Raw genomic sequence first — 15,132 nt, forward strand, 5'->3', positions numbered from 1 at the left:
AAAAGAGAAGGGGCGGCCCAAGGCCGCCCCTTTTGCGTTTCTAGAGATCGACGAGTTCCACGTCGTCCGGGCGGAGTTCGCGCCCGAGGAACAGGCTGCCCGTGCGGGCGAAGCGTTTCACGTCGTCCGTGGAGAGGAAGGTGCTACCGCCGGTGTCGCTGGTGCGGGCCACGCCGAGGCGGTCCAGCTCCTCGGCCACTGCGTCGGCCGTGGTCTTGGCGGAGTCCACGATGGCCACGCCGGGGCCGACGACATTGGCGATGGCCGGGGCGAGAACCGGAAAGTGCGTACAGCCGAGGACCAGACAGTCCGGCGTAGGCAGGCCGTCCGGATCGGGAGCGAAGACGGGGTCGAGGTAGCGCGCGGCGATGCCCTCGACCAGCGGGCCGTCCGTCCAACCCTCTTCTGCCAGAGCCACGAAGAGCGAGCAGGGGACGCCGGTCACCGTCGCGTCCGGGCGCAGGCGGGTGATGGCCTGCTGATAGGCTCCGCCGCGAATGGTGCGCTCCGTGGCGACCACGGCGATGGAGCCGTTGGTCGATGCGGCCACGCCAGCGCGGGCACCCGGCTCGACCACGCCGATGACCGGGATATCCGGATACTCGGCACGCAGCGCGTCGAGCGCCACGGAGGTCGCCGTGTTGCAGGCGATGACGAGGGCCTTGATGCCGCGCTCCACGAGACGCGCGGAGGCCTGCAGGGCGTAGCGGGTGATGGTGTCCGGTCCCTTGGTGCCGTAGGGCAGGCGGGCCGTGTCTCCGAGATATATGAGGTCTTCGCTGGGCATGCGGCGGCGCAGGGCCTTGAGCACGGTCAGTCCGCCGACGCCGGAGTCGAAGAGTCCGATGGGCAGGGAAGTGGTATCCATACGTGTTGCCTGTTGGAGGTGATTGCCTGTGCGGCGGAAGCTCCGCGCGCGGGGGGATACTGCTCCCGGCCGAGGCGGGAGTCAATCCCGATGGGAACGCTGCGCTGGAGCGGGTCTGCGGACGTCGCGCCGTGGGAATGCTCACAGGCGCAGGCGTTGGGAACTGGCGCATGTTCGCGTGTCCGACTTCCGGGCTACGCAATGAGCGCCTGTGGGCTACATCCGGTGGCCGAGTCGTGCAAACAGGGTTTGGCGATCAGAGCTTGGCGACCTTCTCCCCCGAGTAGACGAAGGCCTTGCGCACCATTCTGTAGAAGGTGCCCTTGTCGAAACCGATGGTTTCGCCGCAGGGACACAAGATTTTGCCATTTTCGGCAATCGCGTCGAGCATGCGCTCGATGCGCGCTTTGTGACAGCGCAGCACCTCGCCCTTTCCGAGCTTGTTGTACTTCCAGAGCTTTGTCTTGCAGCGCGCGCAGCGGATGGTGAGCATTGCCGTACGGTGGTGTGGATGGTTGGCGAAAAGCCGGGCGGCGTGGGCCTCGGCGGGTATCAACCCGCATCGGGCTTTGACAGCCGTAACTTTCGGGCATAAGCATGTCGGTTCCCGATAACTCAACCGAAGAGGATTTGCCAGATGTTTACGCATGCCATAGTCCGCACTCCCTGCCCCGACTTCGCGAAGGGGCTGACCACCTCTACTCATCTTGGTGCTGCCGATTATGATCTGATGCTGGTCCAGCATGCGGCATACGTGGACGCTCTCAGGGGCCTCGGCCTTGCCGTTGACGTTCTCCCCGCCGAATCGTCCTTCCCGGATGCGCATTTCGTCGAGGACGTCGCCGTCGTCGTGCCCGAGGTGGCGGTCATCACCAACCCCGGCGCGTCTGAGCGCAACGGCGAGAAGGAGACCATCGTCTCCGCCCTCGCGAAGTATCGCACCCTCGCCCGCATCGAGGCTCCCGGCACTCTCGACGGCGGCGATGTGCTGCTCGTGAACAAGCATTTCTTCATCGGCGTGTCCGACCGGACCAATGCCGAAGGCGCTCGCCAGCTCGGCGAGATCATGGCCTCCCATGGCTACACGTGGACGCCGGTTCCGGTCGGTGCCGGTCTGCATTTCAAGTCCAGCGTGAACTGGGTGGGCGGCAATACGCTGCTGGTGACCAAGGATTTCGCGGACCGCAAGGAGATTGAGGGCTTCGATCTGCTCGTCGTGGACAAGGACGAGGAGTACGCCTCCAATACGCTTCTCATCAATGACACCCTCATTACGCCCACAGGTTTCCCCAAGACGAGGAAAATGCTTGACGGCCTGGGCCGTAATATTGTCGAACTTGACATGAGCGAAACGCGCAAGATGGACGGCGGTCTGACTTGCCTTTCGCTGCGCTTCTAGACCATAGGCAGATTACAAAAATGGCAAAAACCGAATATGCCTTGTCATTTCGCAAGTGACGGTATATTCACGCTAATTGTCACGGAGAACTCGTCATGGACGTCCTGAAGAACAGGTATAAGCGAGAGGCCGTGGAGGTCCACTGCCCGGTGCACAAGATTTCCCAGGTCATCTACCTTCCGGAGGAGACCATGCCTGATTGTCCGGTCTGCAAGAAGAAGATGATCATTAAGGAAGTGCTTACCGAAGGCAAGTATTGACCTTTTTGTAGACAATCCATCTTCGCCCCGTTTGGGGTCCACTGTTCAACTTCGCATAGGAGGTCTGCGGATGCGTTTTGTGAAGAATCTGCTGCTCGCCGTGGTGTGCTTCTGCATGCTGGCCGGTCAGGCTTTGGCCGCCGATTTCGAAATGTCCCAGAAGTCCACCATTGAGACGATTCTCAAGAGCGGCGTGCTGCGCGTGGGTCTTGACCCCGGCTACGCTCCCTTCGAGATGACCGACAAGAATGGTAAGGTCATCGGTTTCGACGTCGACATCGCCAAGGAACTCGCCAAGGCCATGGGCGTGAAGCTGGAAGTCGTGAACACCGACTTCGACGGCATCGTCCCCGCGCTGCTTGCCGACAAGTTCGACATCATCATCTCCGGCATGACCCTGACCCAGGAGCGCAACCTCCAGATCAGCTTCGCCGACCCCTACATCGCCGCCGGTCAGGCTGTGCTCGTGAACAAGAAGTTCGAGGGCGTGGTCAAGAGCTATCGCGATCTGAACGACCCCAAGTACACCGTTGCCTCCCGCATCGGCACCACTGGTGAGATGGCGACCAAGCGCATGATGCCCAAGGCCAACTACAAGTCCTTTGACAAGGAGCCCGACGGCGCCATGGACGTGGCCAACGGCCAGTCCGACGCCTTCGTGTACGACCTGCCCTTCTGTGTCGTCTTCATGGCCCAGCAGGGTGGCAAGAACCTTTTCATTCTCGACAAGCCCTTCACCTATGAGCCCATCGCCATGGGCATCAAGCGCGGTGACCCGGACTTCCTGAACTTCCTGAACAACTTCATGAAGCAGATCAAGTCCGACGGCCGCTACGACCGCATCTACGACAAGTGGATCAAGTCGACCACCTGGTTCAACAACCTCCAGTAGTCCGGTCCGCACAAGTACGATGAAGTACGCCCCGCGTGCCTCCTTTTGGGGGTACGCGGGGCGATGATTGTCGCAAGGGCGGCCGGTGTGGCGTCCTTGCGCATGCGTCCGTGATGACGGACCCATGCGCGAGCGCGCCATGCGTGTGTTCGAGAAATACCCGGCCCCGTAGGGGGCAGCATAAGGAGCGTGAAGGCAGAATGTCACTTTATCCCGGATTGGATCGTCCCAGAAGTCCGTTGTACCGGAAGTTCTGGGCGGCCATGTTCTTCGTTCTCGTGGTTGTGTCGTGTCTGGGCCTCTATGGCGCCACCAAGTATGTTGATTACACTTGGCGATGGTACCGGGTGCCGCAGTACTTCTTCTATCAGGAAGAGGTGACAATCCGAACGGAGCTCGACGGCGAAGTGACCGCTGTCGAGCAGGACACCAAGGGATCCGAAGTGACTGTGGCCGCGCTGGATGGAACCGTGGAGAAGTACGCCATCCCCGGTGCGAATGTCCGCGTCGAGGAAGGTGACTTCGTCTATCCCGGCGATGTGCTCGGTTCCTCCAAAGAGTGGAAGGCCGGCCTGTTCCTGACGGGTCTGTGGATTACGCTCAAGGTCAGTCTCATTTCCATCGTGATCGGCATGGTGTTCGGTCTGGGAACCGGTCTGGCCCGCATATCCGACAATCCGCTGCTCAAGTGGACTGCCATCACCTACATCGAGCTGGTGCGTGGCTCTCCGCTTCTGGTGCAGCTTATGATCTGGTATTACGTGGTGGGTACGCTCATCAACCAGCTTGCGGCCACGTGGGGCCTGCCCAACGTGCCGAACCTGTGGTTCGGTGCCATCGGCCTTGCCACCTTCACCGGCGCGTACACCGCCGAGATCGTGCGCGCTGGCATCCAGAGCGTTCATCGCGGCCAGATGGAGGCCGCGCGGTCCCTTGGCATGAACTATAGCGAAGCCATGCGCAAGGTTGTGATGCCGCAGGCCATCCGCCGCATCCTGCCCGCGCTGGCCGGTCAGTTCATCAGCCTTATCAAGGACTCCTCGTTGCTTGGCGTCATCGCCGTGCGCGAGTTGACCAAGGTCACCCGAGAGGTGGTCAGCGCGTCGTTGCAGACCTACGAAATGTGGTTCGTGTGCGCGCTTTTGTACCTGGTGATGACCTTCACCCTCTCCGTGATCGTCCAGTACATGGAACGCAAGGCGGTGTAATGAAATGATCAAAGTCAGAAACATCAACAAGTATTTCTACGTTCCCGAGCGCATTCAGGCCCTCAACGACGTCTCCTGCGACGTCGCCGCGGGCGAGGTGGTCGTGGTCATCGGGCCGTCCGGCTCCGGCAAGTCCACCTTCCTGCGCTGCCTGAACCGTCTCGAATATGCCGACTCCGGCGAGATCACCATCGACGGACTCAACGTGCTCGACCCCGCCGTGGACATCAACAAGATCCGCGCCGAGGCCGGTATGGTTTTCCAGTCCTTCAACCTGTTCCCGCACAAGACCGTGCTTGAGAATCTGGTCATGGCCCCCATGACCGTGCGCAAGCAGGGCCGCAAGGAGTGCGAGGAGCGGGGCATGGAGCTTCTGCGCAAGGTCGGCATCGAGGTCAAGTGGAACGTCTACCCCGAGCAGCTCTCCGGCGGTCAGCAGCAGCGCGTGGCCATTGCCCGTGCCCTGTGCATGAACCCCAAGGTTATGCTTTTCGACGAGCCGACCTCCGCATTGGACCCCGAAATGGTCGGCGAAGTGCTCGACGTCATGAAGGACCTCGCCCGGTCCGGCATGACCATGGTCGTCGTGACCCACGAAATGGGCTTTGCCCGCGAGGTGGCCGACCGCGTCGTGTTCATGGACGCGGGCACCATCCTTGAGGTCGGCACTCCGGAGCACTTCTTCACTAATCCGGAGAACGACCGCACCAAGCTGTTCCTGAGCCAGATTCTCTAGGTTTCGGACGGCATCTGATTGCAATGAAGGCCGCGTCCCGACAGGGATGCGGCCTTTTTTTGTCTCCTTCGCCCGGATGCTCGAATGTTCGCTGGTGGCGGGAGTGCTTGCGCGCAGGGCCTCACGTGCGGTAGGCTTGGGCATGAGTCTTCTCATCAATGATATGTGGAAGGCGCAGCACGCACTGGTGCAGGGACTTCTGCGGCAGTGGATTACCTTCAGCACCGAGTGGGACCTCGACGACCCCATCGTCAAGGGCCTTGCCCACTACATGCACGGACAGGATCTGCTGGCGCTGACCCGCGCCCCCAAGGCCGCGCCGGGCCTGCCGACGCCGGACGTCTCCGTCCCGGAGATGGGCGTGGGGGCCGTGGTGCGCGCCCGCGTGTGAGGCGAGCGGGGATTCCTAGCGTAGAATGATTGCCATGAAGAAGGGGCGTCGGAGTGTATCCGACGCCCCTTTTGTTCGGCGTGATTTCGGGTTGCGTTCAGTGTGCCGCAGCGGCGATGCGCGAGAGCGCTTCGGCCAGCACGCTTCGTGGGCAGGCGAGGTTGATGCGCTCAAAGCCATCGCCTTCGGGGCCGAACATGCGGCCTTCGTCCAGAAAAACGCGGGCGTCGTGCAGGAAAAGCTTTTCGAGGGCGGGGCGCGTAATCCCGAGGGCGCGACAGTCGAGCCACGCGAGGTAGGTGCCTTCGGGCCGGATGACCGTGATTTCGGGGACCGTGCGCGCGAGGGTGTCCACGAGGAAATCCACGTTGCCCTCAATGTAGGTCAGCAACTGGTCCAGCCACGCCTCGCCGTGCGTGTAGGCCGTTTGGCAGGCCACCATGCCGAAGGGGTTGGGGTCGAAGATGCCATTTGCGCGTACCTCCGCCGAGAAGCGCTCACGAAGCGTCTCGTCGGGAATGAAAATGTTGGAGGTCTGGAGCCCGGCGAGGTTGAAGGTCTTGCTCGGAGCCGTGCAGATGATGCTCAATGCGGCGAGGTTGTCCCCGAGGGATGCGTAGGGCGTGAAGGTGTGGCCGGGGAGCACGAGGTCGCCGTGGATTTCGTCCGCCACCACCAGCACGCCGTGACGGGTGCAGATTTCACCGAAGCGGCGCAGTTCTTCCGGCTGCCACACGCGGCCCACGGGGTTGTGCGGATTGGAAAGAATGGCCAGCGTGACCTGCGGGTCTGCGGCGATGCGCTCCAGCTCCTCGTAATTCATATGATAATGATCGCCGTCGCGTACCAGCGGATTGCGGGCGAGGGGGCGGTCCGACGCCTTGGCCGCGTTGAAGAACGGATAATAGACGGGCGGCTGCACGAGCACCTGCTCGCCGGGTTTCGTGAATGCGCGGACCAGCCAGTGCAGCGCGGGGACAATGCCCGGCGTGGGCACGATCCATTTGGGGCGTGCGGCCCAGCCCTGACGGCGGCGCATCCAGTCGCACACGGCGGCGCGGTAGTCGTCCGTGGCCAGCGTGTAGCCGAATACGCCGTGTCTGGCGCGCTCGACTAGCGCATTCACGATTTCGTCGGGGCAGCGGAAGTCCATGTCCGCCACCCACATGGGAATGATGCCGTTCGGCTCGAAGCAGTCGTTGCCCACGTGCCACGATTCCGGGTCTATGCCGTCCCGCACGAGTTGCCATTTGACGGAGCCGGTTTCGCGTCTGTCCACGGGGGTGTCGAAGTCGTATGTGATGGCCACGGCGTGCTTCCTTGCGTGAGGATGAAGTGAACGCCGCCGCCGGAGATTCCGGCAGCGGCGGAGTGCGGCATGGTAGCCGTGGGAGTGCGTTCCCGCAAGCCTAGGCGAAGCGCATGGCCCACGACGCGAGCTGTTCCGCGTCCATGGCTCCGGCCAGTCTGGCTAGTTCCGTCGAGTTCCTGAAGATGACGGTTGTCGGCACGGACTCTATGCGGTGGTGGGCGGCGAGGGCTTCCTCGCGCTGCGTGTCCACGACGGCGAGCAGCATGGCGGGCCCGAGCACGCGGGCGGCTCGTTCGAATTCCGGAGCCATGCGGCGGCAGTGCGGACACCACGGTGCCTGAAAATTTACGATGACGGGAAGTCCGCTACGTTCCATGAAGGCGCGGAAGGTGGCACTCCCAAGGCGCACGGGGACGCTGGGGAGGAGAGGGGAGCCGCAACGGCCGCATTCAGGCGTATTGCGCAGCTTCGCAACGATGACTCGGTTCGTGGCGAGACAGTTCGGACAGGGAACCGTGACGGTTTCGTTCATGGCGAAACTCCTTTCGAATACAGCTAGCCATTCGTCGTGCATGAGGCAAGATGCTCTGCGTATGGAATTTTCGTCTGAAGTAACTTTTGTGCGGCATTTTCGCAGCGATACTGCCGCCTGTAGGATAGACAGAACGCAGGGCTCGGCTGTCGGCGTTCGTCGCAACGTTCCCTTTGTGTTCGTCTGGAATGCAGATGCGGAATTCTTTTGGCTGTGCGCTTTGGAGGGCTTCGCGCCGTGTCGTTTGGACGACGGCGAGGCGACGCATGGGTGGGATTCTGCAGCGTGGGCAGTCCGTTGCATGGATGATGTTTGATTATCAAGAAATTGCATACGCATCGCAACTGGGAGGATTGTTGCCAAAGCCGTCCGGCAGGAGTAACGTTCGGCCGTTTGCGTTTTAACAGAAGTTGAACAGGCCGCGCCGAATGCGTGGAGTCGTTTTCGCGATTGCATCGCGTAGGCAAAAGGTCTGGGAGTGAATGGAAATGGATATCTTTTTTGCGTCCGACATGTGCATTGACGGACTGCGCGAAGGCATGGGCCAGCTGACGTGTGTCGGCGGCGTCCTTGTGCCCGAGGAATCCCTCGGTGCGTTGGAGAAGAACATCAAGGCCGTGTGCGAGTCGCACGGTGTGACGGGGCAGCGTGACCTGTGGCCTCCGCAGGGTGGCATGTCGTGGGACATCGACGTCTGTTGCTCGCAGATTCTTGCCCATGCGGCGGAACATGGCGTGCGTGGCGTGGTCGCCCTCTGGGACGGCGGACACGCCAAGACCGATGCTTGCGAAGCCCGCAACGAGTGCGCCACCTGTGCGCTTGATCTCGTGGCGCGTTCGCTGGACGAGCGTCAGCATTACGGGCTGGTCGTTGCCGGTGGAGCCGAAGGTCCGGAAGCCGAGGACGGCGCACTGCGTACCTGTTTCCGTGCTGCTCGGGACGGCGAGGGCTGCTCCCATCCGGAGCGCATCCTGCTCGACGCGCTGGCCGCGCGTTTCGAATACGTGCGCCTGTTGCAGTTGGCGGGCATCGTCGTCGGTGTGACAGCCTGCGAGGTCGCTGGTGTCATCGGCGATACGAATCGCCTGTTCCAGGAAGTGAAGCCGCTCCTGCTGCGCAACAAGGCTGGCCTTGTGGGCGGCGCTGGTCTGCGTATCTTCCCCAATGAAGAGATAAATCTTTACAAGTGGGTGCTTGGGGAGACATATTTCTCCCGCATCGACAGGGCCAGTGGATGGTTTCTGCCGCGTGCCCATTTCCCGTGGGATGCCCACGGCTGAACCATGAGCAGATAAGACGTGCCAGTCCTTCGCGGGCGGTGCGCAGAACCTTTGGCGGTGCCGTTCCGAGGCGGTCGGCGCGGCAAAGGAAAAGCGGGACCACAGCAATGCTGTGGTCCCGCTTCTATTTTATGGCTCCAGTCCGTTGCCGGACTGTTGTGTCTCAAGCGTGAATGATTAGCTCAGGGTGACGGTGAAGGGCACCGCGTGCAGGGCGGCGGAGTATTCGCGGGTGGAACCGATGTCCCAGTTGGCGCGTTCCGGATCTTTGCCCAGAGCGGTGGCGATGTCGCGCGCGACGCCCTTTGCGTTGATCACCGGGTGCCGCGCGAAGACCTGCGGCAGGCCGTAGGTGAGGTTGCAGGCGAGGCATCGTCCCGGGCGCTGATGCAGCTGGAATTCGAAGTCGAAAAGCCCGTTGTGCTCGTGCATGAACTTGAGCCGGATGTCGTATGCGCCATCGTCACTGTCGCCCAGCAGGGCTTCGAAGAAGTCGTTGGTGCGTTCCGGGGGAAAGATGGCGCAAAGCCGTTCGTCGGAGAAGAGAGTTCTGAAGTCGGTAGGCATGGTCTCCACCGTGGCGTTTGGTCGGTTGATTCCTGTCGTATGGCTGCACTCGCAATGCGGGCGCAGTCGAAAGCAGGCCTGCGCTATCACGGAATGTTTTCAACGGCAAGGAAAGCGTGTCGGAATTGTCGTTGCCGAGGCTGGTGCGGCGGGTGGGTGAAGCCCTTTGCGCCGTGAGTCCAATCGGTCTCCGTGTCTGCGTTATTCGAGTGGAAAGGCCCCGGTCATCGACCGGGGCCTTTTCCGCGTTGGGCGCGGCCCGGCGAAGGAGGCTGACGCCGGGCCGCGCCGACTGGCCGGGTACGGGCGCACCCGTCGGGCGGGTCTGGAACGCGCGGGTGGTCAGTCCCTTGGTTCGCGCAACGGACCCGCCAGAATCATGGCGATGAGGCCGTAAAGCCCGGTGAGGCCAAGAAGTGCCACGTCCACCGCAGTGGGCAGGCGGCGGAAGCGACGATGGTGCACGGCGAGATAGCCGAGCGCTGCCAGCAGGCATCCTGCGATCGACAGCGCCGGACGCGTAAAGGCGTCCTGCACTTCGGGCGAGACGAACCTGCTTGTACCGCTACGTGTTTCGATCCTGAAAGGGAACAGGAAGGCGGCGAGTCTCTCGTTTCGTTCTCGCTTGGCGTTGGCGATGGTGAGCGAATAGTCGCGCACGGGCTGCCAGTGCTCATCCATGGCCGTGCAGAGAAGCGCGTCGTCCGTGCGGTGTTGCACCACGCGGTTGAGCGGGGTGGCCAGCAGCATCACGGAGTCCGTATCCGGCGAGAAGCCCGGAAGCGGCAGTCGGATGAGACGATAGCCGTCGCAGGACAGGGCGAGGATAGCCGTGTCCGTGACGATGAGGGCGTGGAATTCGCGACGTTCGTTCTCCATCACCAGAATTTTGCGTACCGGCGAGTCGAGGCGTTGGCGCGTATCCATGCACACGGGCATGCCCTGAACCATGCGCAGGTGGAAGAGCCTGCCCGTGGCGTCCACGATGAATGCGCCGTCGTCGAAAGGTTTCTGCGTGGTGGGGTTCATGCCAACCCGCATGGCCGGATAGGTGAATCCCGCCTCGGCAAGCGCCGCGCTGAAGCGGGTCGATTTGGCTTCGTCCACGCGGTTGGTCGCGCAGTCGATGAATTCCATGCGATCCGTCAGGCGGAACATGTCCGTGGGGTAGGCGAGGTTCGCGCCCTCCGGTTCGGATTCCATGAGCATCGCGAGGGGCGGCTCCGGGGTGTTCACGTCGCGCGGGGTTACGCGGGCGAACTGCACGTCGCGCTTGGCGCGTTCGGGTGGGATGTGGTGACCGGCGATGCTCTCGGGGTATTCGCCCCACTTCATGAGGTTGCCGTGGAACATGAAGGGCAGGGCGCGGCAGTAGTCCCTGTAGCCCAGAACGTTGCCGTGTTCGTCGGTGCGCTTCATGCCTGTTTCGGTGGTTTCCTGCATCATGAAGACGTTTTGGACCGGGCTGTAGAAGACCACGGGCGCGCCGGACTTTACGCTGGTGGCGCGACGCAGCAGATCCGGCAGCGTGGCGGCGAGCACGATGACGATGATGGCGATGGTTGCGGCGCGGGCGAAGGCTACCATCTGGTCCCCCTCTTGAAGCGGTGGGCCTGCACGTCGAGGGGCAGCAGCCACAGCAGGCTTGCCGCCGCGAAGGCGGGCAGGCCCGTGGCGTAGGCTCCGGGAACCTGCGAGGCGAAAAGGGGCATGATGAAAAGCGCGGTGGTGATGCCCAGACACAGTCTGCGCACCCACGAGGATTCCATGACGACAAGCGCCGTGCCCATGTAGGCGGGCAGGGCGGCCAGCATCCACGGCGCGCAGGTGATGATGGCGCGGGCTACGGCTTCGGCGGGCATGTAGCGCCCCACGATGAGCGCCACGCCGAGGAGCGTTCCACCCGCCACGGCGGCAGTGGCGCACAGTCCCGTCCCCGCGATGAAGTACACGGACCGCCTGTGCGGCACCGGAAGGTGGAAGAGCAGGCGGAGGCGGTTTCCAGCGCATTCGGGCACGAATTGGAACAGGGCGAACCACGCCCCGGCGAAGACTCCGGCGAACATGACGCCGGAGAAGAAGACCTTGTCGTAGTACACGGCGTCCAGCCAGAGCATGACCGGACCGATTATCTCGTTGACGTGGCGGTAGGTCAGCAGCGTGTCGCCGAGTCCCACCGCCGCGGCGGCGATGGGAACCCAGAACACGCGCCTGAGCTTGAGCCATTCCTTGTAGGCCAATGCGGAAAGCATCCGTTCTCCAGAAGGCGGCGGGGACGCGTAGCGCCCCCGCCGTCGGTTTCAGTATTTCCCGGTGATGCCGATGAAGGCGTCCTCGAAGTCCATGGGCTGCTCCACCATGCCCGTCGTCTCCACGCCGAGGGCCGCGAGGTGCGCGGTCGTCTCGGCAAGGGGCATGAAGGCGTGGAGGGTTGTCGTCCTGCGGCTGTGCTCCACGTTGGCCAGCGCACCCTCGGGGCGCAGGCGGTCCGTGGCGTCGCTTCTGGGCAGGGTGAAGCGGTGGAAGGCGCGCAGGAAGTCGTCCTTACGTCCCGTCACCAGTGTTTTGCCGTTCTGGATGATGACCATCTCGTCGATGAGGCGGTCGAGATCCTGCACCACGTGGGAGGTGACGAGCACCGTGGTGCCGCGTTCGCGCACGTATTCCTGAAGGAAGTCGAGGAACAGGCGGCGATAGCCCACGTCGAGCCCCATGGAGTAGTCGTCGAGCAGCATGAGGCGCGGGTTCTGCGCCATGATCAGCCCCAGCACCACCTGCGAGCGCTGCCCGCAGGACATGCGCGAGATACGCCGATCCTGTGGGACGTCGAGCCTGCCGACGAGGTCGCGGAACACGTCGCGCTCCCACTTCGGGTAGAACGCGGCGTGGAAGCGCTCGATCTCGGCGATGCTCATGAAGTCGTACTGGATGAACCGTTCATGTAGCAGGCCGATGTCGCGCCGGGTGAGGGGCGCGATGTCGTTGCTCGGTTCGCCGAGCACGCGGCATTCGCCGGACATGGGGCGCAGGAAACCCATCAGGATGTTGATGGTGGTGGTCTTGCCCGCGCCATTCTTGCCCAGCAGTCCGAAGATGCTGCCCGAGGGCACCGAGAAGCTCAGGCCGTCGAGCACTGTCTTCTCGCCGTAGCTGTGCCGCAATTCGCGGCAGGAGATGACCGTTTCCGCCATGGCTAGAACTCGTAGGTCGCGCCCGCCCAGAACTGGCGGCCGATCTGGCGGTTGCCCTCGCTGTCCACGATGCCCGTGGAGTCGAAGACGTTCTTCACGGTCAGGTTCAGGGTCAGCAGCTGGTTCTCGTGCCGCCATGCCTCGTAGTCCAACTGCCAGTCGAAGGTGACGTTGTCGTCGAGGTGGGACTTCTCGTACTTGTAGTAGTTTACGCCGTCCGTATCGGTGTATTTGCCTTTCTTGACGATGGCCTCGGTGTTCGAGACGTAGCGGGTGGTGTTGGTGAAGGTCAGCCTGTCGAGGACCTTGCCCGAGTAGACGAAGGTGACGACCCACGGACGGTTGAAGTTGCTGCGCGGCATGTCCGCGCGGTCGATGAGTTCGCCCTCGTAGTAGACCTTGTCGAAGTTGTAGCCGGGCAGCCAGTCGTTGTTCGAGGAGTCGATGAAGCTGCTGAAGTTGCTCGATTGGTCGGCGTAGGTGGCGCCGAGGCTGAAGAAGTGCCCGTCCACGGTCTTTTCGAATTTCAGGGTGTAGCCCTCGTAGTCCGTGCGGCCGTCATTGGTCAGGGTGTAGAAGGTGTCTTTTCCGTTCTTTACCGTCTTGGTGCCGAACTGGTCGCGCCCTTCGCGCTGGAGGTATTCGATGCTCGCCACGCCGCCGAAGACCTGCGCCTCGGCACCGATGGAGATTTCGTCGGAGTAGGGGGTGTCGAGCCCCGAGAGGTCGTAGCCATTGTTGCCGCTGGAGGTGGTGCGCTGCCAGTCGCCGAGGTTGCCCGCTCCGTCAATGCTGCGGCTGTAGCGGACGAGAGGTTCCACCGAGCGCAGGGCGTAGCTCAGAAGTGGTGCGCCGTAGTAGCGGTTTGCGCCGCCAATGAGCTTGAGCTGTCCATCGCCGAGGATGTCGAAGGTGGTCCTGAAGCGCGGTTCGAGGTTCGTGTTCTGCGTGAGGTCGTCGTAGGACACGCGAAGCCCCGGGGTGAGGGTCAGCCGTCCGAGGGTGATGGTGTCATCGAGGTAGGCCGCAAGCAGGTTCATGTTCGCCGAGCGGGAGGTCGCGGCGCGTACGCTTTTGGCCCGGGCGTACTGCTCGCCCGCGATCACGCCGCCCTGTCCGTTGTCCACGACGGTGGTGCTGGTCGTGGGGTTGTAGAAGGCGATCTGGTCGTCAGACTGCTCGTAGGAGCCAAAGACGTTCTCGTGCGAGAGGCCCATGTTGAAGACGTGCGAGGTGGGGCCGAACTGCGCGGCGGCGGTGGTGAAGTCCACCATGGTGGCGAGGCTTCGCTGTTCTGTCTTCGCGTCGCCGAAACCGCCCTCCATGGCGAATTTCGAGTTGGTACCCCACTGGGTGGATGCGCCGCTTTTCGTCCAGGTGGTGTGGATGTTTTCCTCGGCGTCGCGATGGGTCTGCGATTCGGAATAGGCCGTACGCATTTCGAGGGTGCCGAGGTCCATCTCACGGGTGAAGCCGAGCTTCACGTCGTAGCCGCCAGCATGGATGTCGAAGCCGGAGTTCTTGGCGCTCGCAGTGAAATTTTCCGCCGTGTACGGGGCATAGACCATGGTCAGGTCTATGCTGGTCCTGTCGTCTAGCTCGTGTACGAGCTTGCCGAAGAGGTTCTGGTTCAGGCGGATCTGGTCCTTTTCGCCGTCCATGTAGTGCAGGGGGATGGTGGCGTGCTGCGCGCTGTAGGCCACGATGGCCCCCGTGGAGTCGGTGATGGGGATGTCGAGCGTCACGCTGCCGTCGTAGCGGCTGAAGAGCGGCTGCGAGGACGCGCTGGAGGAGTCTTCGAAATCCTCGTTGTCCGCCGGGCGTTGGTTGGACCATTTGTCGCGCGAGTGGCGAATCTTCACTTTGCCGCCGAATTCGTCGGCGGGGGTTCTGGTCTTGGCGTTGACGACGCCGCCCGTGAAGAGACCGTGCTTGGCTGGAATGTTGGAGGTGTAGACCTCCACCTCGTCCACGAGTTCCGTGTCGAGGAAGATGGACTGCGGTGCGCCGGAGGGGAAGGCCGTGGGTTCGCCGTTGTCGAAGCCCGAGGGGTCGATGCGGTTGTTGTTGCCGAGGCCGTCGATGGTGAAGTTGTTCTCGTAGGCCTTGCCGCCGGAGATGGAAATGTCCGGCGGGGTGATTTCTCCGCCGTTCAGGGACGTGCCGAAGCCCTCGTCGAACTGGACGTTTGGCTGGGTGCGCAGCGTTTCGGTGATGCTGCCTGTGGCGGAGGGCAGGTGTTCGAGGCGCTCGCGGGTGATGGTGGCTTTGCCGGGCTCGTCGTGGCGGGCCTGAACCGAGACCTTGTCCAGCACCATGACGCGCTCGTCCTGCTCGCTTGTCTTGGCGGATTCGTCCTGCGCGAGGGCGGGGCCGACGCCAATGCACAGCGCCAGCGCCAGTGCGGCGAGGGCCGCACGCAATGCCTTGCGTCGTTTCCAGCGTGCCTTGTCCTGTTTCTTCTTCGTCTTGTTCATGCTCTCCTTCCTGTTGTGC

General features: G+C 62.7%; 16 protein-coding genes. 7 read left to right on the plus strand and 9 right to left on the minus strand.

Annotation, left to right across the window (positions count from 1 at the left end):
* Positions 1 to 40: 40 nt before the first annotated feature.
* Positions 41 to 868: a glutamate racemase gene (gene murI / locus GGQ74_RS01480; protein WP_167939774.1), complete on the minus strand. Its 828-nt coding sequence runs from the start codon at positions 866 to 868 to the stop codon at positions 41 to 43.
* A gap of 256 nt (positions 869 to 1,124) precedes the next feature.
* Positions 1,125 to 1,424: a hypothetical protein gene (locus GGQ74_RS01485; protein ID WP_342448566.1), complete on the minus strand. Its 300-nt coding sequence runs from the start codon at positions 1,422 to 1,424 to the stop codon at positions 1,125 to 1,127.
* An 81-nt stretch (positions 1,425 to 1,505) separates the two neighbouring features.
* On the opposite strand from GGQ74_RS01485, the gene GGQ74_RS01490 reads away from it, so the two are divergent.
* The 6 genes from GGQ74_RS01490 to GGQ74_RS01515 all read left to right on the plus strand — a co-directional run bounded on the left by GGQ74_RS01490 (position 1,506) and on the right by GGQ74_RS01515 (position 5,754).
* Positions 1,506 to 2,267, plus strand: a complete 762-nt coding sequence (locus GGQ74_RS01490) for an amidinotransferase (protein WP_167939775.1) — start codon at positions 1,506 to 1,508, stop codon at positions 2,265 to 2,267.
* A 95-nt stretch (positions 2,268 to 2,362) separates the two neighbouring features.
* Positions 2,363 to 2,527: a hypothetical protein gene (locus GGQ74_RS01495; RefSeq protein WP_167939776.1), complete on the plus strand. Its 165-nt coding sequence runs from the start codon at positions 2,363 to 2,365 to the stop codon at positions 2,525 to 2,527.
* Between the two features lie 70 nt (positions 2,528 to 2,597).
* The gene (locus GGQ74_RS01500) at positions 2,598 to 3,419 is read left to right on the plus strand and encodes a transporter substrate-binding domain-containing protein (protein ID WP_167939777.1); all 822 of its coding nucleotides are present in this window, start codon (positions 2,598 to 2,600) and stop codon (positions 3,417 to 3,419) included.
* Positions 3,420 to 3,619: 200 nt separating this feature from the next.
* Positions 3,620 to 4,627 carry an amino acid ABC transporter permease gene (locus GGQ74_RS01505; RefSeq protein ID WP_167939778.1) on the plus strand — a complete coding sequence of 336 codons (1,008 nt, stop codon included), beginning with the start codon at positions 3,620 to 3,622 and terminating at the stop codon, positions 4,625 to 4,627.
* Between the two features lie 4 nt (positions 4,628 to 4,631).
* Positions 4,632 to 5,363: an amino acid ABC transporter ATP-binding protein gene (locus GGQ74_RS01510; RefSeq protein ID WP_167939779.1), complete on the plus strand. Its 732-nt coding sequence runs from the start codon at positions 4,632 to 4,634 to the stop codon at positions 5,361 to 5,363.
* A gap of 142 nt (positions 5,364 to 5,505) precedes the next feature.
* The gene (locus GGQ74_RS01515) at positions 5,506 to 5,754 is read left to right on the plus strand and encodes a hypothetical protein (protein WP_167939780.1); all 249 of its coding nucleotides are present in this window, start codon (positions 5,506 to 5,508) and stop codon (positions 5,752 to 5,754) included.
* Positions 5,755 to 5,851: 97 nt separating this feature from the next.
* Here GGQ74_RS01515 and GGQ74_RS01520 read toward each other — a convergent pair whose 3' ends face one another.
* Both GGQ74_RS01520 and GGQ74_RS01525 read right to left on the minus strand, forming a co-directional pair.
* A complete protein-coding gene (locus tag GGQ74_RS01520) occupies positions 5,852 to 7,063 on the minus strand; it encodes a PatB family C-S lyase (protein ID WP_209280049.1) in 1,212 nt (403 codons plus the stop codon).
* A gap of 100 nt (positions 7,064 to 7,163) precedes the next feature.
* Positions 7,164 to 7,598 carry a thioredoxin domain-containing protein gene (locus GGQ74_RS01525; RefSeq protein WP_167939781.1) on the minus strand — a complete coding sequence of 145 codons (435 nt, stop codon included), beginning with the start codon at positions 7,596 to 7,598 and terminating at the stop codon, positions 7,164 to 7,166.
* Between the two features lie 488 nt (positions 7,599 to 8,086).
* Between GGQ74_RS01525 and GGQ74_RS01530 the strand changes: the two genes are divergently transcribed.
* Positions 8,087 to 8,878 (plus strand): hypothetical protein, encoded by a 792-nt coding sequence (locus GGQ74_RS01530; RefSeq protein WP_167939782.1) that lies wholly within the window; start codon positions 8,087 to 8,089, stop codon positions 8,876 to 8,878.
* Between the two features lie 177 nt (positions 8,879 to 9,055).
* On the opposite strand, the gene GGQ74_RS01535 is transcribed toward GGQ74_RS01530, so the two are convergent.
* From GGQ74_RS01535 to GGQ74_RS01555, 5 genes are all read right to left on the minus strand, one after another.
* Positions 9,056 to 9,445 carry a pancreas/duodenum homeobox protein 1 gene (locus GGQ74_RS01535; RefSeq protein WP_167939783.1) on the minus strand — a complete coding sequence of 130 codons (390 nt, stop codon included), beginning with the start codon at positions 9,443 to 9,445 and terminating at the stop codon, positions 9,056 to 9,058.
* 342 nt (positions 9,446 to 9,787) lie between these two features.
* On the minus strand, positions 9,788 to 11,032 hold the full coding sequence (locus tag GGQ74_RS01540; protein WP_167939784.1) for a DUF4857 domain-containing protein: 1,245 nt from the start codon (positions 11,030 to 11,032) through the stop codon (positions 9,788 to 9,790).
* Complete coding sequence (locus GGQ74_RS01545; protein WP_167939785.1) at positions 11,026 to 11,697, minus strand: hypothetical protein; 672 nt, start codon at positions 11,695 to 11,697, stop codon at positions 11,026 to 11,028. The genes GGQ74_RS01540 and GGQ74_RS01545 overlap by 7 nt, the downstream gene beginning before the upstream one ends.
* Positions 11,698 to 11,745: 48 nt before the next feature.
* Positions 11,746 to 12,636 carry an ABC transporter ATP-binding protein gene (locus GGQ74_RS01550; protein ID WP_167939786.1) on the minus strand — a complete coding sequence of 297 codons (891 nt, stop codon included), beginning with the start codon at positions 12,634 to 12,636 and terminating at the stop codon, positions 11,746 to 11,748.
* Positions 12,637 to 12,638: 2 nt separating this feature from the next.
* Positions 12,639 to 15,113, minus strand: a complete 2,475-nt coding sequence (locus GGQ74_RS01555) for a TonB-dependent receptor plug domain-containing protein (protein ID WP_167939787.1) — start codon at positions 15,111 to 15,113, stop codon at positions 12,639 to 12,641.
* Between the last annotated feature and the right edge of the window lie 19 nt (positions 15,114 to 15,132).

Origin of the sequence: Desulfobaculum xiamenense (assembly GCF_011927665.1) — a bacterium.
Classification (GTDB): domain Bacteria; phylum Desulfobacterota; class Desulfovibrionia; order Desulfovibrionales; family Desulfovibrionaceae; genus Desulfobaculum; species Desulfobaculum xiamenense.

What these genes read in the sequence shown, in the direction of transcription:
- murI (WP_167939774.1), bottom strand. Translation starts at nt 868, where the DNA reads ATGGATACCACTTCCCTGCCCATCGGACTCTTCGACTCCGGCGTCGGC.
- GGQ74_RS01490 (WP_167939775.1), top strand. Translation starts at nt 1,506, where the DNA reads ATGTTTACGCATGCCATAGTCCGCACTCCCTGCCCCGACTTCGCGAAG.
- GGQ74_RS01495 (WP_167939776.1), top strand. Translation starts at nt 2,363, where the DNA reads ATGGACGTCCTGAAGAACAGGTATAAGCGAGAGGCCGTGGAGGTCCAC.
- GGQ74_RS01500 (WP_167939777.1), top strand. Translation starts at nt 2,598, where the DNA reads ATGCGTTTTGTGAAGAATCTGCTGCTCGCCGTGGTGTGCTTCTGCATG.
- GGQ74_RS01505 (WP_167939778.1), top strand. Translation starts at nt 3,620, where the DNA reads ATGTCACTTTATCCCGGATTGGATCGTCCCAGAAGTCCGTTGTACCGG.
- GGQ74_RS01510 (WP_167939779.1), top strand. Translation starts at nt 4,632, where the DNA reads ATGATCAAAGTCAGAAACATCAACAAGTATTTCTACGTTCCCGAGCGC.
- GGQ74_RS01515 (WP_167939780.1), top strand. Translation starts at nt 5,506, where the DNA reads ATGAGTCTTCTCATCAATGATATGTGGAAGGCGCAGCACGCACTGGTG.
- GGQ74_RS01525 (WP_167939781.1), bottom strand. Translation starts at nt 7,598, where the DNA reads ATGAACGAAACCGTCACGGTTCCCTGTCCGAACTGTCTCGCCACGAAC.
- GGQ74_RS01530 (WP_167939782.1), top strand. Translation starts at nt 8,087, where the DNA reads ATGGATATCTTTTTTGCGTCCGACATGTGCATTGACGGACTGCGCGAA.
- GGQ74_RS01535 (WP_167939783.1), bottom strand. Translation starts at nt 9,445, where the DNA reads ATGCCTACCGACTTCAGAACTCTCTTCTCCGACGAACGGCTTTGCGCC.
- GGQ74_RS01540 (WP_167939784.1), bottom strand. Translation starts at nt 11,032, where the DNA reads ATGGTAGCCTTCGCCCGCGCCGCAACCATCGCCATCATCGTCATCGTG.
- GGQ74_RS01545 (WP_167939785.1), bottom strand. Translation starts at nt 11,697, where the DNA reads ATGCTTTCCGCATTGGCCTACAAGGAATGGCTCAAGCTCAGGCGCGTG.
- GGQ74_RS01550 (WP_167939786.1), bottom strand. Translation starts at nt 12,636, where the DNA reads ATGGCGGAAACGGTCATCTCCTGCCGCGAATTGCGGCACAGCTACGGC.
- GGQ74_RS01555 (WP_167939787.1), bottom strand. Translation starts at nt 15,113, where the DNA reads ATGAACAAGACGAAGAAGAAACAGGACAAGGCACGCTGGAAACGACGC.